Origin of the sequence: Thermosporothrix hazakensis (assembly GCF_003253565.1) — a bacterium.
Classification (GTDB): Bacteria; Chloroflexota; Ktedonobacteria; order Ktedonobacterales; family Ktedonobacteraceae; genus Thermosporothrix; species Thermosporothrix hazakensis.
This window is the reverse complement of the sequence record NZ_QKUF01000001.1, coordinates 1208858-1228743: the sequence shown is the minus strand read 5'-3', so window position 1 is coordinate 1228743 and position 19886 is coordinate 1208858. Positions and strand designations below refer to the sequence as shown.

18 protein-coding genes, 1 rRNA gene and 1 riboswitch are annotated in these 19886 nt (G+C 53.0%); of the genes, 12 read left to right on the top strand and 7 right to left on the bottom strand.

Going from position 1 to position 19886, the window contains the following annotated elements; genetic code table 11:
• The 3 genes from EI42_RS05235 to EI42_RS05225 form a co-directional block, all read left to right on the top strand.
• Window positions 1-237: ribosomal RNA gene (locus EI42_RS05235) — 23S ribosomal RNA — on the top strand; the annotation flags it as partial.
• Between the two features lie 223 nt (window positions 238-460).
• Window positions 461-1300: an amidohydrolase family protein gene (locus EI42_RS05230; protein WP_170142361.1), complete on the top strand. Its 840-nt coding sequence runs from the start codon at window positions 461-463 to the stop codon at window positions 1298-1300.
• Window positions 1301-1311: 11 nt separating this feature from the next.
• Complete coding sequence (locus EI42_RS05225; protein WP_111319483.1) at window positions 1312-2178, top strand: MBL fold metallo-hydrolase; 867 nt, start codon at window positions 1312-1314, stop codon at window positions 2176-2178.
• 4 nt (window positions 2179-2182) lie between these two features.
• On the opposite strand, the gene EI42_RS05220 is transcribed toward EI42_RS05225, so the two are convergent.
• Window positions 2183-6172 (bottom strand): adenylate/guanylate cyclase domain-containing protein, encoded by a 3990-nt coding sequence (locus EI42_RS05220; RefSeq protein ID WP_111319481.1) that lies wholly within the window; start codon window positions 6170-6172, stop codon window positions 2183-2185.
• Between the two features lie 330 nt (window positions 6173-6502).
• On the opposite strand from EI42_RS05220, the gene EI42_RS05215 reads away from it, so the two are divergent.
• Together EI42_RS05215 and mce are read left to right on the top strand one after the other, a co-directional pair.
• On the top strand, window positions 6503-7060 hold the full coding sequence (locus EI42_RS05215; protein WP_170142360.1) for a DUF402 domain-containing protein: 558 nt from the start codon (window positions 6503-6505) through the stop codon (window positions 7058-7060).
• 19 nt (window positions 7061-7079) lie between these two features.
• Window positions 7080-7493, top strand: a complete 414-nt coding sequence (mce, locus tag EI42_RS05210) for a methylmalonyl-CoA epimerase (RefSeq protein ID WP_111319477.1) — start codon at window positions 7080-7082, stop codon at window positions 7491-7493.
• A 54-nt stretch (window positions 7494-7547) separates the two neighbouring features.
• Here the strand turns inward: mce and EI42_RS05205 are convergent, their stop codons facing one another.
• Window positions 7548-9131 (bottom strand): acyl-CoA carboxylase subunit beta, encoded by a 1584-nt coding sequence (locus EI42_RS05205; RefSeq protein WP_111319475.1) that lies wholly within the window; start codon window positions 9129-9131, stop codon window positions 7548-7550.
• Window positions 9132-9511: 380 nt separating this feature from the next.
• Between EI42_RS05205 and EI42_RS05200 the strand changes: the two genes are divergently transcribed.
• Complete coding sequence (locus tag EI42_RS05200) at window positions 9512-9742, top strand: hypothetical protein (protein ID WP_111319473.1); 231 nt, start codon at window positions 9512-9514, stop codon at window positions 9740-9742.
• A 78-nt stretch (window positions 9743-9820) separates the two neighbouring features.
• Here EI42_RS05200 and EI42_RS05195 read toward each other — a convergent pair whose 3' ends face one another.
• Together EI42_RS05195 and metE are read right to left on the bottom strand one after the other, a co-directional pair.
• On the bottom strand, window positions 9821-10819 hold the full coding sequence (locus EI42_RS05195; RefSeq protein ID WP_111319472.1) for a uroporphyrinogen decarboxylase/cobalamine-independent methonine synthase family protein: 999 nt from the start codon (window positions 10817-10819) through the stop codon (window positions 9821-9823).
• The gene (gene metE, locus EI42_RS05190) at window positions 10816-13128 is read right to left on the bottom strand and encodes a 5-methyltetrahydropteroyltriglutamate--homocysteine S-methyltransferase (RefSeq protein WP_111319590.1); all 2313 of its coding nucleotides are present in this window, start codon (window positions 13126-13128) and stop codon (window positions 10816-10818) included. Before metE ends, EI42_RS05195 begins: the two co-directional genes overlap by 4 nt.
• A 159-nt stretch (window positions 13129-13287) precedes the next feature.
• A riboswitch (cobalamin riboswitch) is annotated at window positions 13288-13428 on the bottom strand.
• A 293-nt stretch (window positions 13429-13721) separates the two neighbouring features.
• Here metE and EI42_RS05185 point away from each other — a divergent pair.
• The 6 genes from EI42_RS05185 to EI42_RS05160 all read left to right on the top strand — a co-directional run bounded on the left by EI42_RS05185 (window position 13722) and on the right by EI42_RS05160 (window position 16506).
• Complete coding sequence (locus EI42_RS05185; RefSeq protein ID WP_111319470.1) at window positions 13722-14198, top strand: Asp23/Gls24 family envelope stress response protein; 477 nt, start codon at window positions 13722-13724, stop codon at window positions 14196-14198.
• Window positions 14199-14272: 74 nt separating this feature from the next.
• Window positions 14273-14656 carry a hypothetical protein gene (locus EI42_RS05180; protein ID WP_111319468.1) on the top strand — a complete coding sequence of 128 codons (384 nt, stop codon included), beginning with the start codon at window positions 14273-14275 and terminating at the stop codon, window positions 14654-14656.
• 15 nt (window positions 14657-14671) lie between these two features.
• Window positions 14672-15247, top strand: a complete 576-nt coding sequence (amaP, locus tag EI42_RS05175) for an alkaline shock response membrane anchor protein AmaP (protein WP_111319466.1) — start codon at window positions 14672-14674, stop codon at window positions 15245-15247.
• Between the two features lie 15 nt (window positions 15248-15262).
• Window positions 15263-15457 (top strand): hypothetical protein, encoded by a 195-nt coding sequence (locus EI42_RS05170; RefSeq protein WP_211326021.1) that lies wholly within the window; start codon window positions 15263-15265, stop codon window positions 15455-15457.
• 82 nt (window positions 15458-15539) lie between these two features.
• Window positions 15540-16181, top strand: a complete 642-nt coding sequence (locus EI42_RS05165; RefSeq protein WP_111319462.1) for an RNA polymerase sigma factor — start codon at window positions 15540-15542, stop codon at window positions 16179-16181.
• Window positions 16171-16506, top strand: coding sequence for an anti-sigma factor family protein (locus tag EI42_RS05160; protein WP_111319460.1), 336 nt, complete (start codon window positions 16171-16173; stop codon window positions 16504-16506). The genes EI42_RS05165 and EI42_RS05160 overlap by 11 nt, the downstream gene beginning before the upstream one ends.
• Before the next feature lie 40 nt (window positions 16507-16546).
• Here EI42_RS05160 and EI42_RS05155 read toward each other — a convergent pair whose 3' ends face one another.
• The 3 genes from EI42_RS05155 to EI42_RS05145 all read right to left on the bottom strand — a co-directional run bounded on the left by EI42_RS05155 (window position 16547) and on the right by EI42_RS05145 (window position 19865).
• Window positions 16547-17389, bottom strand: coding sequence for a sulfurtransferase (locus tag EI42_RS05155; protein WP_111319458.1), 843 nt, complete (start codon window positions 17387-17389; stop codon window positions 16547-16549).
• Window positions 17390-17599: 210 nt separating this feature from the next.
• Window positions 17600-18676: a dipeptide epimerase gene (locus EI42_RS05150; RefSeq protein WP_111319456.1), complete on the bottom strand. Its 1077-nt coding sequence runs from the start codon at window positions 18674-18676 to the stop codon at window positions 17600-17602.
• 70 nt (window positions 18677-18746) lie between these two features.
• Window positions 18747-19865, bottom strand: coding sequence for a D-alanine--D-alanine ligase (locus EI42_RS05145; protein WP_111319454.1), 1119 nt, complete (start codon window positions 19863-19865; stop codon window positions 18747-18749).
• Between the last annotated feature and the right edge of the window lie 21 nt (window positions 19866-19886).

Here is a 19886-nt window from a genome sequence, read left to right as displayed (position 1 = left end):
ATGGCTTGACCGCTGGTGCGTCAGTTGGCCTGCCTGGGCCAGAGCTGAGTAGCTACGTCAAGAAAGGAGAAGCGCTGAAAGCATCTAAGCGCGAAGCCGACCCCAAGAAGAGTCTTCCCGCTCTCTCCGAGAGGAGGGAGCCAAGACCCCAGAAAGAAGATCTGGTAGATAGACCGTGCGTGGACGTCTGGTAACAGGCGAAGCGGAACGGGACTAATGGTCGAACGGCTTGTTGAATCGGAGCCTCGCAGGTGAGGGGAAGTGGTGCAGAGGAAGGTGTCCGAGCGGGTGCAGCATCGATGACAGTTCGGCAAAATTGAATGATCGCTCTTGAGAGATTGCTTTCTACTCTTCAGTTGTGAACAATAGCATTATGTGATACAAAAAGACTCGCGATTATGGGATAATGTATACGCGAGTCTTTTTGTATTTCGTACAGTCTATTGTGCAGGAGCCTGTAATGCTCATTGATTTTCATACGCATATTTTCCCCCCGCACATCTGTGCCGAGCGCTCACGATATTGCGAACGTGACCCCTGGTTCAACGAACTCTATGCCAATCCGAAGGCTCGAATGGCAACAGCAGAAGACTTGATTGCGGAAATGGATGCTTCCGGTGTCGATGTCTCTGTTACTTTCTCCTTTGGATGGACTGATCCTGGCTTGATTGAAGAATGTAACAGTTATGTCCTTGATGCTATGCGACGTTATCCCGGGCGACTTCTGGGTATGGCAGTTCTGCAACCCACGGCAGGAGCGCGGGCGCTCAGGGAGCTGGAGCGTTGTGCGCAAGCTGGCATGATCGGTCTTGGAGAACTGATGCCGCATGGACAGGGCTATCGGCTCAGCGATATCGCGTTACTTACCCCCTTGATGGATATTGTGCGACATTTTCAGATGATTGTTCTCTCTCATTGTAGCGAACCAGTAGGGCATCTCTATCCTGGCAAAGGTAACGTCTCTGTCGAGGATATTATTACTTTTATCACCGCGTTTCCAGATATTCCTTTTGTCGCGGCGCACTGGGGTGGGGGATTACCATTTTATACTTTAATGCCAGAAATCCAGAGGGTAGCGGCCAATGTATGGTATGATACGGCTGCAACTATCTATCTGTATCGTTCAGACATCTTTCCGGCAGCCGTGCACATGGTGGGCGCAGATCGCATTCTGTTTGCCAGTGATTACGGTCTGTTACGCCAGAAACGAGTAATCAAACATATTGCCCAATCTGGCCTGGACGAGGACGACATTGCTGCGATTCTGGGCGGCAATGCCCGTACACTTTTACGGCTATAGGGATTTGAAATATGCGTGTTATTTCATTGGCAAGCGGCAGTAGTGGAAACGCTCTTCTGGTTGAGGCTGGACCCCGAGGAAGAACAAAACTTCTGGTAGATGTTGGCATTTCAATGCGCACACTGATAGGACGGCTCCTCAAGATTGGCGTCGCGCCCGAACAGCTATGCGGCATTCTCGTTACCCATGAGCATAGCGATCATGTCGCCGGGTTGCCATCGTTTATCCGGCGCTATAGTGTTCCAGTGTATGTTGATCCGCGTACATATGAGCACATTGATAAGCGAGCTATATACAGCGCCCGGGATATTAATCCGGAAGAGGCAACGGTTATTCCAGAAGTCATTGCGCTTAAAGTGGGCACAACTCGAATGATAGGAGATATCGAAGTTACATCATTCCCGGTATCACACGATGCAGTTGCACCCTGTGGTTTTCTGCTGCATGCCGGTGGCTGTCGCGTTTGCGTCATCACAGATAGTGGCGAAGTCACATCAGATATGCTCTCAATGATGGGTCAGGCTGATTTGCTGGTGCTGGAAGCAAACCACGATCGTGAGCGCCTGCTTCGGGGGCCCTATCCGCGCAGGCTGAAAGCGCGCATCCTCAGCTCGACCGGGCATCTCTCGAATATGCAGGCTGCGGAGGCTGTGCTGAAGACCTGGCGCAGTGATGGCCTGCGCTGGCTCTGGCTTGCGCATCTGAGCAAAACAAATAACACCCCTGCGCTGGCCCTGGAAAGCATACGAGACAGTATCCAGGAGGCAGGGGCGAATCCGACAAACCTGCATATTTCGGTCTCTCCGCCGGGTATGGGCGGTGTCTGGGACTCAACACAACTCTGGTCGGCTCGCTCCCTCTGGGAGATGTCCTTTTAGCTCCTTAAAAGGTCAGGATGTCCTGTAACATGGCCTGGCGGGTGCGCTCGACGCCGGGCTGTGCTTTGAGTGACTCAAAGAAACCGATGGCCTGTTCAAAGTGGTAGCGCGAGCGTGCCAGATAGGCACTACGGCGGTTTGTTTTTTCCTCTTTTGCGGCAAGCCGCTTGTACAGGACTCCCAGGGAATAGAGTGTATTGGCCTGTTCCCATGGCAGATCGAGGACTTCGCATCGATGCAGGGCTTCGCGCAGATCATTTTCGGCCAGCTTCCAGCGCTTCTGCTCCATATACATTCGGCCGCGGGCACGTATCGCTATCGCCATGCTCTTTCGTGAGCCGGATGACTCTGCAACCTGAAGCGCGCGTTCACAGATTCTTTCCTGTTCAGCGAATGGTGCTTGCGTGGTGACCAGTAGATCAGCCAGGGTGGAAAGCACTTCGGGTGAAGGAAGTGGCTCGCTGTTCTGAAGCTTGGCCCGATAGTCCTCGGTTGCCTTCTGCCAATCCCCTTGCGCAAGGTGGATTGCGTGCAGCCGGACAAGGTGTTGCTGTATATCTTCGCCCAGTTGCTGCGCCTCCTGATCGATCAGGCGTCTACACTGGCGATAATACTGTTCCCCTTCCTCAAGCTGGCCACGGCGAAAAGCAATGGTTGCCAGGGTTTCCAGTGCCCAGAACCGCCGCTTCTCATCTTTATGCTGATATTGCTCTAGCAATTGTAGAATTTCTTCTGCCACCTGCTGCGCTTCATCCCAGCGATTCCATTGGCGCCAGACCCGCATGCGCCCGCTCATGCTGGCCAGAAGTGAAGATGGGCTCTCCATTGTTTGGGCGTTGTTCCATGCGCGACCGAACCACATCAGCGCCGTCGGATAGTCATCAAGCTGTTCATTGATAAAGCCAAGCGAGTAATAGAGATCATAGAGTTCCTCACGATCGGTTAGCTTGCTCTCAAGTTTCTGACGGCGCATTTGAAGCTCATAGGCTTCCTTATACTTATGGTACTGAATGTTGATGAAGCTGAGTGAATCCAGCGTTAACGAGAGTGCCTGAGGATCATTGAGCTGTTCAGCCATCTGCAATGCTTCTTGACCGCTGGTGAGTGCCTGTTCAGCCAGACTTGCCTTCTGGGCATATGAGGCGCTTTCAAGCTGGCGAATATACCAGAAGGCCAGATAGGTATGAAATGCCACTCGTTCCGGGCTGAGCTTCGTATCCTGTCCCAGGAGTTCAATACCAGCATCGATGTATGCCTTGACTTCTGAAGGAGTAGGCGGCTTCCGGAACGTGTTGCTCCACCGCGTTCCCAGTTCGGCCAGATCCTCATAGATTTCCAGCAGTAGCGTATTGTTTTTCTCTTCCTGGCTGAGCGCAAGCTGTTCGGCTTTCCGATAGTCCTGCCATGCCTGATCGGTGTCTCCACGCTGCGAATAGGCATCACCAAGCTTGATATGCAGCTTGATCTGGAGATGAGTGTCTTTGATCTGCTCTTCTGTAAGCAGATCAAAGGCGTCGTGATAGGCTTGAAGCGCTCGAAGGGTATAGTAGCTGTGCAGCGCTTGATCGCCTGCAATGATTAGATACTTGATTGCCCGACGCCGAAGCTCAGGACGCGAGATACGCGTTTCCGTTCCCTGTTGTTGCTCAAGCGAGAGATTCAGCGACCAGTTCGCAAGTGCCTGCTGATAATGATAGGCCAGTAACTCAGCGTAGAGCGCAGGGGTGTCTTTGACCTGTGCTTCCAGCCAGAGGGCCAATAAAGCATGTTCCCGAGAGCGTCGAGCACGAGGAATATTATTATAGACCACATCGCGGATCAATACGTGCTTGAAAGTAAAGAAGCGGTCATCCTTGATCGGGTTTCTGCTTGGACGCTCTGTTTCAAGGATAAAATCGCGCTCAGTCAGTGAGTCAAGCGCTTCGAGTATAGCGTTGACACTGATCTCAGGAGCAAGTTCACGCAATGCCGCAAGCCAGAATGTACGCCCGATAACAGCCGCATGCTGAAGCACAAGCTTCTCAATCGGGTTTAACAGGTCCACACGCGCTACCAGCACCCCCTGAATGGTATCCGGGATATGCGGGAGTGGTAGGACATAGTGTGTTGAGATCAGGGCATCCTCGGGCTGCTCTCCGAGTGTTGGAAGCTCACCAAGCAGTGGATCATGGATATTTCCGATATGCCAGCTTTCGGTGTTTTGCTGTCCATTTTGCTCATGAATAAGAATGTGCTGATCGATCAGCATGCGAATGATCTCCTCGACGAAGAAGGGATTCCCCTCAGCTCGAGAAAGAATGGATGTACGCAGGACTTCGGGCAGTTCCCGATTATTTAAATGCGCGTCTATCAGCTCGTTGGTCTCGTCCTTTGAGAGCGACTCAAGCTCGATCGTGGTGAAATTGCGCCGTCCACCACCCCAATCGGGGCGCCGCTCGAATAGATCCGGACGCGCTGGACAGAGAAAGAGAATGGGAACATCGGTAATGCGATCTGTCAGATATTCAAGCAATTCAAGCAGAGCTTCATCGGCCCATTGCAGGTCATCAACCACAATAATCAGGGGTTGCAGCTCCGCCAGGGCTTCAAGAAATGTGCGCCATGCCCGAGAAAGAGTGCTCTGTACCCCGCTTTGTTTCGTGCTATGAACGCTCGAAAGCTCACTCTTGCTCTTCTCTCTGCTCGATACTGTTTGGAGGTGTTCTCGGCCCCGGCCAAGACTACGAAAGATTGTCTCAACAATCTCCTCGGTTGGCTCCTTACGGTAGGTGCGTGTGAAGATATCCTGCACAAAGTCACAAAAACGAGCCTTCAGCGATTGAATATCCTCGTTCTCTTTGGCTTTAAGCAGGCCGCGCATGATTTCGATAAGGGGCCGATAGGTAATTTCTTCTCCGTAGGGAGGGCAGCGCCCTTCAAGGACCAATGGAGAAATCGGTAAGCCCTGAGAAGAGGCGGTCTTCACTTTTTCCTGTTCGCGGGCAATAAACTCGCGGACCAGCCGGGATTTGCCAATGCCGGGCGACCCAAGAATCGTGATGAGATGCGGATGTCGCTCGGCCAGGACGCGGGCATAGTTTGCATGGAGCAGGGTCAGTTCCAGGGCCCGCCCGACCATCCGCACCTGTTTGCCCGGGATGCCGCGTGGATGTTGGGTGATCTCAAGCGCGGCTTGATCTATGACTCCTTCAACGGCATAGGCATTGATCGGTTCGGGTTTCCCTTTCAGATGCAGTGGCGCGATAGGACGAAATCGAAAGACGTCGCGTGTTGTGAGATAGGTTCTTTCTCCTACCAGAATCGTATCTGGAGCGGCGGCAGTCTGTAGCCGGGATGCAACGTTGACCGCATCACCCGTTACCAGAAAATCCTGTCTCTGATGAGTGGTAGTGCTCGGAATAGCCACCTCTCCGGTATTGATGCCGATACGAATTTGCAGGCTTCTGGCGTTTGGATCAAGGGCTAGCCGTTGTTCATTGAAGTGTTGGAGTGCATCCTGAATGTCAAGCGCGGTCCGAATGGCACGGTCTGGATCGTCTTCATGCGCGATAGGAGCGCCGAAAATGACCATCACGGCATCTCCAATATATTTTTCAATCGTGCCCTCATGTTTGCGCACCTGTTCGGCGATCAGGTTGAAGTATCCGGTTAAAATGGCGCGTAGCTCTTCAGGGTCAAGCCGATCACCTAGCCGGGTTGAATCGATAATATCGGCAAACATGATTGTCACCACACGCCGCTCTTCTGGTGGTAGGAGAAGGGCCTGTGGTTCCGTTCTGGTGGTGCTTGTGATGATGGGCATTGGCGCTGTGGTAGCGCCTGTCGCTGCCGGCGCCGCGGCAATTGGCTGGAGTCTGGTGCCACATTCCATACAGAATTTCGCATAGGGAAGATTGGCGGTACCGCAATTCGGACAGATTAAGAGTCGATTGCCGCACTCAAGACAAAATTTCGCCTGCGCCGGGTTCAAGGTCTGACAATTGGGACAACGCATCTATAAGAACCTGTCTTTTACTGGTGGATTGCTGACTATACGTTTGCATTATTGTACAACACCGAACGGATGCCTGTTAATATTGCTCTGCTTCTCTGTGCTTCTTGCCTCTCTCGCTCGAAAAATGAGCGGAGTGGCCGTTCATAGAAATGAAGCCGATTCTTCGTCACTGCTGTGTTTGAAATAAAGGATGATGATGAGTATGTTGATGAGAAGTAGTTCACTTTTTTGTTGGGCTCGAACGGCAGGAGAAAAGGTGGGAGAAATTACCTTTTGTGCTTGACGATTTTCTCCTGATTACGTACTATGGGGCAACGGAAGGAGAAAATCATGCGACAAGACTTTTTGGTAGAGTGTCGTAGTTATGAAAAGGCGATACGTGGTTCATGGCGAGGAAGCAGAGTGGATGCTGATGCTCTGCTTGGCGATGAACAGTTGAATGAGCATGCGCAGGATCTGGTACGTGTATGGGTTCCCGCTGGTACGCCGATGAACTGGGCAACCGGGACCCGTCCCTTACGCTATCATAGTCTGCAATTCTTCTGGCCCGAACGCTGGTATATGCTGAGTGCTTTCTATGATGGACTTGCATTAATCCATACATATGCGACTATTATCCAGCCTGCCACCATTGGTCTTGAGCGCCTTTCTTATACCGATCTGGATTTGAGTATGCTGGTGAAGCCTGATTTCTCCTATGAGGTACTGACTCAGGCGGAGTTTGAGCAGGCCGCTGAGATGCTACACTATGACGAGGAAACACGCATCGGTGCTCTGATGGCCCTTGATGTGTTGACGCAAGCAGTACATCGGCGCTCTAGCTTGTTTACACTGGTTCCACATCTGTTACAGGATATTCCCTCACAACCCTTGCGTTGTGGGCATTAGTGATAGGTAGGTGCCGTACATGGCAAAGCCAAAGCGGATCGATCATGTTGCGATTATTGTGCGGGACATTGAGCAGGCGCTATGCTTTTATCGTGATACACTGGGCATCGAACCGAGCGAGGTCAAAGATGTACCGAGTGAGCAGGTTCGGATCGCTTTTCTGCCTCTAGGGGGACCTGCGGGCAGCGAAATTGAGCTGATAGAGCCGACTGCCGAGAATGCCAGCCTGAACAGGTTCCTTGAGAAGAGAGGCGAAGGACTGCATCATATCTGTCTGGAAGTTGAGAATATCGAGGCTGCCCTTACCGAAATGAAGGATCAAGGCGTGCCAGTCCTGGATGAACAGCCCCGTATCGCGGCCGAGGGGCGGGCTATCTTTATTCATCCAAAGGGCGCGAACGGCGTCTTGCTGGAATTACTGGAAAAAGCGTAACGAAAAGGGGAGTAATACTCCCCTTTCCTCTGTTCTTTGCGCTTTGAGTTTGGACTAGAGCGGAATATTACCGTGTTTCTTTGGCGGGTTGGTATCCCGTTTATTCTTGAGCATTTCCAGCGCATTGATGAGCTTAATACGGGTGTTGTGTGGCTCAATAACCTCATCCACGTAGCCCCGGGCGGCCGCTATATATGGGTTTGAATACTTTGCCATGTATTCTTCAACCAGCTCTTTGCGGCGCTGATCTGGATCGGCTGCCTTTTCGATTTCATCCTTGAAGAGAACATTGACCGCAGGTTCAGCCCCCATCACGGCGATTTCGGCCGTCGGCCAGGCGTAATTGATATCTCCACGTACATGCTTACTGCTCATCACGTCATACGCGCCGCCATAGGCTTTGCGCGTAATCACGGTGATTTTGGGAACGGTTGCCTCACAGTAGGCATACAACAGCTTTGCCCCATGCCGGATAATGCCGCCATGCTCCTGAGCGATCCCGGGCAGGAATCCCGGGACATCGACAAAGGTCACAATCGGGATATTAAAGCAGTCACAGAAGCGAACAAAGCGTGCCGCCTTATCGGATGCATTGATATCCAGGACACCAGCGAGAGAGCGTGGCTGTTGCGCCACGATACCGACGGAGCGTCCATTCAGGCGGGCAAAGCCGATGAGGATATTCTGAGCGAAATGTTCCTGGACCTCGAAGAACTCGCCGTCATCAACAATATGTCGAATGATCGTTTTCATATCATAGGGCTTGTTGGGATTGTCGGGAATGATCGAATCAAGCGCCTCTTCCACGCGAGTCGGAGAGTCGTTCGGCGTGATTCGTGGCGGATCTTCCATGTTGTTCAGTGGAAGATAGCTGAGTAATTGCCGAATCATCCGAATACATTCGGGCTCGCTCGGGCAGGCGAAGTGTGAAACACCACTGGTCGAGCTATGGACGCGCGCTCCACCCAGTTGCTCAAAGGTAACATCCTCATGCGTCACGGTTTTGACAACATTTGGCCCGGTCACAAACATATAGCTGGTGTTTTCGACCATAAAGATAAAGTCGGTGATGGCTGGTGAGTAGACGGCTCCTCCGGCACAGGGTCCCATGATCGCCGAAATCTGGGGAATAACACCGGATGCCAGCGTATTGCGCAGAAAGATATCAGCGTAGCCGCCGAGGCTGACCACACCTTCCTGAATTCGAGCACCACCTGAGTCATTCAAACCGATGACTGGAGCCCCGTTCTTCATTGCCAGATCCAGCACCTTACAGATCTTCTCTGCATGTGCCTCCGCGAGGGAGCCGCCATAGACGGTGAAGTCCTGCGAGAAGACGTAGACAAGGCGTCCATCAACTTGACCATAGCCCGTTACAACGCCATCGCCATAGATGGTCTGACCATCAAAGCTGGTACGGTTGGTGACAAACATATCAAGTTCATTGAATGTACCAGGGTCCAGGAGCAGATCAATGCGTTCGCGGGCTGTTAGCTTGCCTTTCTTATGCTGTGCATCAATGCGTTTCTGACCACCACCGAGTTTTGACTGTGCTTTGAGCTCTTGCAGTTCTGACAGCTTCTCAGCGGTGCTCTTAATATGGGTTGTATCCTGGGCACTACGTTCACTTGTGGTCATTGTGAGGAATCTCCATTGATTGCTTGTACTCTGAGTTCTTTTGTAGAAATAGGCTACGCACACACTATACCACATCGCGTTCTTTCACGCTCGCTACCCTGAACAGTTCAGTTTCTGGTGATAAAAGCGCCTGAGCGGAAGCGCTCTCGTGTTACCCTTCTCCTGAAAGGAACGTGTTTGAGAGTAGAATCAAGAACCTGTTTTGAGGATGGAACAGGCAGTTTTAGCGGTGACTCATTCGCGTTTATGTGGCGCGTGGTCCCGGGGCTGAGAGCCATACAGAATGGGAAACCTTCTTCTCGTTTGAGAATGAGGTTGTAGTAGCCCCGGAGGCCGCTGAAAAAGAACCTGTTTCTTGCTATCAGAGAAGGAGACTTTTTATGGGGAAAGAGAAAGAACATGATGAGTTGGAAGGGGTAGAGTCCATATCCCCTGAGCAGGCCAGAAAAGAAATGAAACAAGCTGCTGAGCGTGTCCGAAAAGAAGGGCAGGGAGCAAAATCCTCTCAGGGTGAAGAGGATGAGCTTGCTGATGTTGAGAAGATTTCTCCTGAGCAGGCAAAAGAAGAAATGCGTGAAGCAGTGCGTAAGCTCAAAAAGGAGAAGCAATAAGAGACCCTTCTGATAGATCCCATTATGTAGAGCGGGAAGAGTGAAGGTTCCCGCTCTTTTTTCTGCTCTCCGGCAGGACTACTCTCCGGAACAGGCGTCATGGGCAAGCTGTGAGAGCTGTTGTGCCTGTGCAAAATGTTCTTGTACAGCTTCAAGCGGTAGGAGACCCAGGCCACAGGTCGCGGTAAATATGGTGTGTCTGAGGCTCGGGATGATATGCTGCTCTGGTTGTTGGGTCAGGAGCCAGCGCATAAAAAGTGTCGAGATATCCAGCTTGTGCGGTGTCGTGACTGTTGGAAGCAGCCCATAGGCTACGATTCCCCCGCCTCGTATAAACTCCTGTGTGCTAAGATCGGCTGCAAAGGTTTCCAGATCGCGATAGGCGTCAAACGAGATCAGATCAGCGTGAAGCCGTGTCAGCAGGGCATAATCAACAAGCTGAGCACAGCAATGGACTCCCGCCAGCGCTCCGGTTGCATGTATACGCTCAAGAAGCCACTCAAGCAGAGGTAGATGGGATGCGCCCAGGGCCAGACACGGTTCGTCTACAACCAGGAGCGTTGGACGCTGATACCGTTGCAGACGACGAATCTGCCAGAGAGCCAGCCGCGCCAGGTAGCGTGTAAGCAATCCGGCAGCCTCCGGGTCGGCAATGAGTGGCGTTTCACCGTCGAAAAGGCAACTGGCGAGCGTGAGGGGGCCGACCATCTGTCCTTTTACCGCTTTGGCCCGGGGAAAGAGCCCGGCAAACCATCCTGTCTCAAATGCAAAGAAGCCGCTGGCATTTTGTTCTGTGAGGGTTGCTGGACCACCTGCCAGAAAGCGCAGCAAGGCAGTTCGCTTCCCTGCTTTGATACGATAGCCGTACGTTCCGTCGCGCGGCTCGATTAGAGAAAGCGCCTCTCCTACTGCCTGTTCAAGCTGCATCTCCTGAGATGAGCGTTGCGGCAATTGCGGCCAGAAAGGAAGCTCCGGACTGTATTCGGCCACGAATTGAACTGCCGCCCGGGAGTCGGTAAGGGGCAGGCTCCCGACTCCCGTAACCGCGCCATTCGGGAAGAACGGTTGTTGGTTCACTCCTGTTTCTCTTTCTGCTGTGAGGTGTGCCGGAAGCGCCGGGCTGCCTCTACCATTCGGGTCAGGGATGGGCGCACCTCTTCCCAGCGGCGCGTTTTGAGGCCGCAGTCTGGATTCACCCAGAGCTGGTGGGCAGGTAAGACCTGTAAGATTGCTTGAAGTGTTTCGTCAAGCTCTTTTTGCTCTGGCACACGAGGTGAGTGAATGTCATAGATGCCGGGTCCAATGTCGTTCAGGTAGCGGCAGGTAGCAAATGCGTTGAGTAACTCAAGCTGAGAGCGTGAGGCTTCAATGGAGAGAACATCAACATCCATGCTGGCAATGGCATCCAGAATATCATTGAACTCGGAATAGCACATGTGGCTATGAATCTGCGTCTCGTCTTTGACGCCGGTCGAGGCCAGCCGGAAGCTATGAATTGCCCATTCAAAGTAGCGCTCGCGTTCCTCTACCCGTAGTGGCGTTCCCTCGCGTAGCGCTGGCTCATCGATTTGAATGATTTGAATACCCGCCTCCTCAAGCGCCTGTACCTCGTCTCGAATCGCGAGGGCAAGCTGGTAGCAGGTTTCAGCGCGAGGCTGATCGTCGCGCACAAACGACCACTGTAGCATAGTGACCGGGCCGGTCAGAATGGCTTTCAGTGGTTTCTCCGTCAGCGCCTGAGCATAAGTGATCCAGCGAACAGTAATGGGGCTGGTATGTACCACATCGCCATAAATGATCGGGGGACGGACACACCGTGAACCGTAGCTCTGGACCCAGGCATTGGCGGTAATCAGGATCCCTTGCAGGTGTTCTCCAAAGTACTCGACCATATCGGTGCGCTCAAACTCGCCATGAACCAGGACATCTATCCCGATATCCTCCTGAAACCGGATCGTTTCCTCGATCTGATGGCGCAGGAATGTCTCATAATCCTGTGTGTTGAGCTTGCCCTTTTTATGCGCCTGCCGTGCCGCGCGTACTTCGCTGGTCTGTGGAAAAGAGCCGATGGTGGTTGTTGGCAACAGAGGAAGCTGGAGCCGTTCCTGCTGTTTGGCTTTGCGCACCGCGAATGGAGATGTGCGCTGGGCCGATTGTTGCAGTGCGGTGGCAACCCTGCGGGCAACGGCTGGATTGGAGACACGAGAAGACGCGCGACGCTGTTGGATGGCTTCTCGACTGGTTGCAAGCTCTGTTTCAACAGCGGAGCGTCCCTCGTTCAGGGCTCGGGTAAGCACAACCAGCTCTTCCACCTTTTGCCGGGCGAAGGCCAACCAGGGGCGAATCTCTGCGTCTATATCAGGTTCCTGTTCCAGATCCATCGGCACATGCAGCAGCGAACAGGAGGGGGCAAGCATGACCCTATCTGATCCAAGCGCCTGTACAGCCCGCTCGGCGTATTGCAGAGCGCGATCAAGGTCGGTGCGCCAGATATTGCGTCCATCGACCAGCCCGAGTGAGAGCGAGAGTGTTGAGGGAATATCTGTGAGGGCCTGCTGCAATTGCTCAGGAGCGCGGACCAGATCAAGATGCAGCGCCGCTACCGGGAGGTTAAGTGCGGTTTGAAGATTCTCGTGCAGGTGACCAAAGTAGGTGGCCAGAAGGATGCGCGGGCTGAAATTGCTCAAACGGGTATAGATAGCATGGTACAGCTTTCTTACCTCATCATCAAGGCGAAGGACAAGACATGGCTCATCAAGCTGAACCCACTCTACACCTGCTGCAGCTAACTGCTGAAGTAGCTCTTCATAGACTGGTAGTAGCCGTTCCAGCAATGAGGGGAGATGAAGTGTTCCTGTATGCGATTTGCTCAGGAGCAAAAAGGTAAGCGGGCCGGGTAATACCGGGCGTGTGTAGATACCGAGGGCCTTCGCTTCCAGAAACTCATCAAGCGGCTTGGTTGAGGAGAGTGAGAAGCGCTGATCCGGGGTTAATTCGGGTACGATGTAGTGATAATTGGTATCAAACCACTTGGTCATCTCCATTGCTGGAAGCGCTGTATCCTCGGCTGTTACGGCTTTTGTGCCGCGTGCCATCATAAAATAGGTGGAGAGGTCAACCATCGTGCCGGACCAGGCATAGCGTTCGGGAATAGCCCCGACCAGCGCGATTGTATCAAGAATATGATCGTAGAGGGAGAAATCATTTGCGGGAATATGATGCAGACCGAGTGTATGCTGAAGCTGCCAGTGCTGTTTGCGTAGTTCGGTCGCTCTGGATTGCAGCTCTGTCGCAGTGATTTTCCCGGACCAGAAGGCTTCCAGCGCCTTTTTTAACTGGCGTTGGGCCCCGATGCGAGGGTAACCGAGGTTTGTTGCGAGTACCATTGGATTGTGTCCTCTCTTGTCCTGAAGAATAACAATCCCCTCCAGCGTGAAGACAGAGAGCGAGAAAAAAAGCCTGGTCCGGCGGGGGAACAGGCGCAAGATCAAAGAACTTGCAGAGCGTGATGTGCTCCTGATGTCTTCCCCTTTGACGCGAAGGGTTGCTCGACGGTTCGTACGGGTGGGCATTCGGGCTCGGGAGTGGTTCCCTTACCGTTGCGCGACAGCACCGGATTTGCACCGGATTTTCCCCATATTTCAGCTATGCCACGACAACATAGCCCCGTAGATGCGCTATATTCGTTTTCTGCGCTATAAATGTATGCTACCATATTCAGATTCTGGCCGTCAAGTGGCGCGTATTTTTCCACTGAAAATTGAGGCATGAGTCCCGAAAAAATGGAAATTTTGTCTGAGCGATTCTCTGTAGAGTGCTGTTGGCTGTGCTTTTTCTGTGTAACTTTTTGCTTTCTTTGTCGTCTCTTTAATAGCATAGTGGCAATAACAGTTCAGCTCTTCTTTTTAGAAGAAACGGCTGTGTTGCTATGCTGAGAATGGGTAAAAATGTAAGCTTTGTAACAAGGAAAGGGAAACGTATGACAACTCAGGGTGGAAAAAACGTCCAGAATCAGCAAGAAGCAGCGCGTACGGGTGTAGCAACGATTCCCCGTGCAACCGAAACGTATTCGCAACAGGGAAAGACTTCAATTGCTGATGGTGTGGTTGCGAAGATCGCGGGTATCGCCGCGCGCGAGGTACAGGGCGTGCATTCATTGGTTCCGAGTGGAACGGGGGCTGCAATCGGTCAACTGGCAACGCGCATGACTGGTGGCGATACGCGCTCTCAGGGTGTCAGTGTGGAAGTGGGACAGCAAGAGGCGGCGGTTGATGTGAATATGATTGTTGAGTATGGTGTGAGCATTCGGCAGGTCGCCGATGCTGTGCGGCAGAACATTATCAATCGTGTCAGTTCTATGACTGGACTCACTGTCAAAGAGGTGAATATCTCAGTGGCTGATCTCTACTTCCCCGAAGATGAGCGTAAGCAGAAAGAAGAGCCTCGTGTCCAGTAGTCTGACAACAGGAGGAGCATCCTTCCATAAGAGATGCCCTCCTGTTGTCCCGCTTTCTGTGGAAGGAGGGGGGGATGACACAGCTTCATTCTGACAAGATCGAGGCACCATCTGCTGAGGTTCGCTTCGCTCGGGTGATTGCCCGGGCGGTTGTACAGATGCCCGAGGTCGCATCGCTGGGGCCAGGGCGCTTTGTGCAGGCGGCAACCTATGGTCCTGGTGAACGTATCACCGGGGTTGTGGTACAGCGGAGCGCTCCCGAGGTTTTTATAGCAGAGATCCATGTGGTGCTGAAAGAAGCTGCACTACAGCAAGCGTTTACACAGCAGCCAATGGGGAGCGCATATCTGCTACAACTGGCTGACGCTGTTAGGAAGGTAGCGCATCAGGCTGTGAGTCGGGTAGCAGGTACCGCTACCCTCGCGCAAATAGATGTGGCCTTTGATGATGTTGCCTGAGCATGGAGGAGAGCTATGAGAAATGTATTTAACCGGATAGTGCTACTCATTTTAAGTATCCTGGCTATCGTGTTTGGTATCCTGGCACTGCTGATCCTGGGTGGGCTGGTTTCACCGGCGCAGCTCAGCCCTGGTGGTTTCTTACATGGCTTATGGAGCTCGATAGGCATGAGCAGCGGGCCCGGGCGCACGACAGCACTTATCAGCAGCATTGTAGCGCTTGGTTTAGGACTGGTGTTTCTGGGGATTGAGCTGTTACCGGGACGCAGGGGTGAGTTTGTCATTCGACGCGATGGCCTGGGCACGGTCTCGGTCGCACGGAACAGCATTGATGAGCTGGTCGGGCGAGTGGCTGGGAGTGTGCCGGGAGTGCGTGAGGTTCGTGAGGACGTGGAGAAGGGAGATAAAGGGTTGCGTGTGTGGGTGCGGGCGGCGGTTGCTCCCGATGTGGTAGCGCCAGATGTAGCCCGTACCTTGCAGGAACAGGTACACTCTGCCTTACAGAATAATCTCGGGCTCCCTGTCTCTGAGGTGCGTGTCTCTACACAGCTTGCTTCATTGGAACATACCCAGCGAAAACGAGTACAGTAATAGATAAAGGAGGAAATGATGTCAGGAAGAACAGCAGGACTTCTGTTCGGGTTTGGCCTGGGGGTTGTCTGGATGTGGCTTGGCTTCTGGCCCGCGGTGTTAACGTTGATTCTTGGTGTGATCGGCTGGTTGATTGGGGGTGTCGCGGAAGGCAAGGTGAATCTGGCCGATGTCTGGAGCGATTTACAGGGACGACGGCGTGAGGTGTGACCACAGGTTAAGGATTCTTGGAGAGGGTCGCTAAGCTGAAAGTAGAGTGCACTGTGGTTCAGGGAAAAGCAGGAAGAAGTCTGTGAGCAAAAATAACCTCTCCGATGAAGAACTTGTGAGCCGTTGTCAACGTGAATTGCCCGATTCAACGCAGAGCTTTGAAATGCTGGTCCAGCGGTATAAGCCGAGGATCTATCTGCTGGTTTATCGGCTTGTCCGCAATGTGGAGGAGGCAGAAGATGTCACACAGGAGGTATTCATTAAATTATATTATCATCTTCACTCGCTTGATCAGCAGGGCGCGTTTACCGGATGGATGTATCGAGTGGCGATGAATGCAGCGCTTGACGCTCTGAAACGGTGTAAGCGAGATCCTCACCCCGAGACGGAAGGGGAGAGCGTCAATGCGCTTGATCAACGGGCGGCCAGTATACCAGAACCAGATGAGCAGGTGATAAGTGCTGAGTTGCGAAGCTGCATTCAACATGTCTTGAGTCAGTTGAAGCGAGAGCAGGCACGGGCGCTCATTCTGCGTGATGTTGAGGGACTGGAGTATAAAGAAGTTGCTCGCTTACTGGGAACCAGTCTGAGCGCCGCAAAGATGCGGGTTCACCGCGCCCGACTGGCATTTCAACGCCTGTTCATGCAAGAGCCCTGTGGGCGGATCTACTTTGAACTGTACGTTGAGCAAGAGCAAGAAAAAAGGAATAGCTATGAACTGTAAAGAGGTACGGATGCAGCTGCTCGCACTCATTGAGGATGATCTACCAGTAGAGCAGCGTGAGGCTGTGGAAGCGGTGCTTGCCCATTGCTCCGAGTATCAACAGGAGTATCTGGCAGCGAGGCAAGCCCGCTCATTGCTGCTCCTCTTTCGGTCGAAGCCGGGAGAGGCCGTACCCCTTCCCGATTTTGAGAGCCGCCTGATGGAGCTCTTAAAGCAGCGAAGGAGTGACAGGTTGGTGCAAGAGGGGTTTGAGGAACTGGTACCTCTGGCAGGTAAAGAGCAGGTGTCGTCAGAGGAGAGGAGCGCTGTACAGAAAAAAAGGTAGGAGCACTTCCCCGGTTGCTCCTACCCCCAATGCCAAAGGATTAACGCTCGATGGGTGAGCGTACAAGGCTACCCCACTCGGTCCAGGAGCCGTCGTAGTTACGGACGTTCTGGTAGCCGAGGAGCTGTGTCAAGATGAACCAGGAGTATGCAGCGCGTTCACCTATGCGGCAATACGTGATGACATCTTTGTCAGGCGTGATCCCTTTTTCCTCATAGAGCTTCCGAAGTTCGTCTGCTGATTTGAAGGTTCCGTCCTCGCGTGCGCCTGTTGCCCAGGGAATATTCTTCGCACCCGGGATATGACCTGCACGCTGTGCTCCTTCTTGAGGATAGTTCACCATATGGAGAAGTTCGCCACTGTATTCCTGTGGAGAGCGGACGTCAACAAGCGCGAGACCGGGATCTCCCAGACGCTCAAAAATCTGGTCGCGGAACGCACGAATACCCTCGTTCGCGGGCTGTGCCTGATAGTTTGTCTCCTGATAGGTTGGCACATCTTTGGTGTAGGGCTGTCCAGCCGCTTCCCAGGCCGCGCGTCCGCCGTTCAGAATGCGGAGATCCTTATGCCCATAGAGCTTAAAGAGCCAGAAGGCATAGGTGGCATACCAGTTATTCTTATCGCCATAGAGAACGATTGTGGTGTCGTTCGTGATGCCCCACTTGCTCAGCAGCTTCTCGAAGCCTTCTTTGTCAATGAAGTCGCGGCTTAACGGGTTCTGTACGTCGACATTCCAGTCAAGTTTCACTGCGCCGGGAATGTGCCCGATATCGTAGAGCAAGACGTCTTCGTCGGCCTCAATCAGACGGACCTTCGGGTTCTGTAGATTATCAGCAACCCACTGGACATTGACCAGAACTTCTGGATGAGCATACTCTGCCATCTCTGTATCTTCTCCTTTAGCCTATTGTTGACTAAGTAGATCAACTAAATAACCTTCTAGCTAAGTATAGTCAGAGAATGGGGCGAATGTCAACCTTTTACAGGGATGAATTTTAGAGAGTATGGAAAATTCCATATGGATGGATGGAAGGCGCAAAAAAACTCTGGAAGAAAGCAAACTCTCTTCCAGAGTGAATAGGAGAAACTCGGGCTAACGGCGTTCTATGCCAAGACCGCTTGTGATGGTACTGAGGTCATAGCGGGCTCCAGATTGCTCATAGCCACCAATAAAGGGATCTTCTGCCATCAACATTGGAGTATCCAGATCGATATAGCGGAAGCCTCCGACTCCGGCTACCAGATGCGCCGCCGCGCTGATCGCAAGTCGAGAATCGATCATTGCACCGACCATCAAGGCGGTGTTGGTTGCCCGGCAAAGAGCCGCGATATCGAGCGATTCAATGAGCCCGGTTTTCATCAGCTTGATATTGATCACATTGACTGCGCCCATGCTAATCAGGCGGGCAACTGCCGCCGCGCTATACGCACTCTCATCAGCCGCAACCGGTACCGTAGTATGTTGGGTGACAAACCGCAGGCCCTCAAAATCTTCCTTGTGTACCGGTTGTTCCAGCAGAATAGGGCGGATGTCGCGTTCGTCCAGCGCTTCCAGACAGAGCAGCGCTTCATTGGGGGTATAGCCCTGATTGGCGTCAAGGATAATGGCGGCGTTGGGTGCTGCCGCACGAACCGATTCCACGCGGTCCACATCTTCGCGTAGATCTCCGCCTATCTTGATTTTGATAACGCGCATACCCCGAGAAACAGCATCTTGAGCCAGATCATATGCATGCTCGGGTGTAACGATGGGAATGCTCATATCCGTTTCGATGGAAGAAGATGCCCCCCCGAAGAAGGTATAGAGCGGGATCTGATGCGAGCGTGTCAGGGCATCAAGCACAGCCATCTCGATTGCGGCACACACACTTGCCTGCGCATAGAACAGGCTGCGCACTTGCTTGGCCAGGGGACGCCAGTTTGCGGCGTCTTCGCCCTGAATCAATTCGGCGCAAGCCCGGGCTGCAGCAAGCGCCGTCTCCTGTGATTCTCCTGTGCTTGGCGGAAAGGGAGAACTTTCGCCATAACCTACACTGCCATCTGCCAGCGTGACCGTAATCAGAACGTTTCGGGCGGCGTTGACGCTTCCAGTCGCAATGATAAACGGCTCCAGCAGCGGGATATTTAAGGGTTCGACCGCTACCGATGTAATGAGAGTGCGCGACGTCATCTGTTTCACCTTTTCTCTTTCGGCGCTGAAAGAAAACTATGGATACGTGTTCGTACTGTGGGGGATGCTTTTACAGGCTGGTGCGATTGCGCTGGCGATCCTCATGGCGCTCAAGGGCAAGCTCAATCAGCCGATCGATCAGCTCCGGATAGGGAATACCGCTTGCTTCCCAGAGCATGGCATACATACTGACCTGTGTAAAGCCGGGCAGCGTATTGACCTCGTTAATCAGAACCTCACCTGTATCCTTATTCAGGAAGAAATCAATGCGTGAGAGGCCGCTGAGGTCCAGCGCGATAAACGCCTGAATCGCCATTTTGCGGATCTGCTCGGCGGTCTCCTGTGGGATATCAGCCGGGATGACAATCTGTGATTTGTTGTCGATGTATTTAGCGCGATAGTCATAGAACTCGTTGCTCGGGATCACCTCACCTACCACCGAGACAATCGGCTCGTCGTTGCCCAGAACGGCGCACTCAAATTCGCGGCAATTAATGCCCTTCTCAACAACAATCTTGCGGTCATATTCAGCGGCGACCTTGATCGCGTGGATCAGCTCCTCACGATTATGGGCCTTATTGATGCCGACGCTGGATCCCAGGTTTGCCGGCTTGACAAAGGTGGGATAGCCAAGTTCCTGCTCGATTTTGTCCAGAATGGTTTCAGGGGCACGCTCCCATTCATTGCGACGGAAGACTGTGAAGGGCCCGACGGGAAGCCCGACCTGTTGGAAGATCAGCTTCATCTTTTCCTTATCCATGCCCAGGGCAGAACCCAGGACGCCGCAGCCCACATAGGCAACATTCGCCATCTCAAGGAGTCCCTGAAGTGCTCCATCCTCGCCGAAGGTGCCGTGTGTGACGGGGAAGATAACATCAATCGCGCTCTGATCTTCCTCCTCGGTCGCTATCAGGCTCTGGAGCGTGGGATCACCGGAAAGCGCGACGACGTGGGCGGTGCCTTCTGCGGTGCCTTCGGGGAGTGCGACCGGTGTTCCCGCTTCCAGTAGTTTGGTAGGATCGGCACCCCGAACCCAGGCCCCTTCTTTTGTGATGCCAATTGGCACAATATCATACTTTTCCGGGTTGATCTGACGCATCACTGATTGAGCAGAAGCAAGCGAAACCTCATGCTCACCGGAGCGCCCTCCGAAGACCACGCCAACACGGATCTTTTTTTTCTGTCCCATTGATTGTGTTCCTTTCCCTTA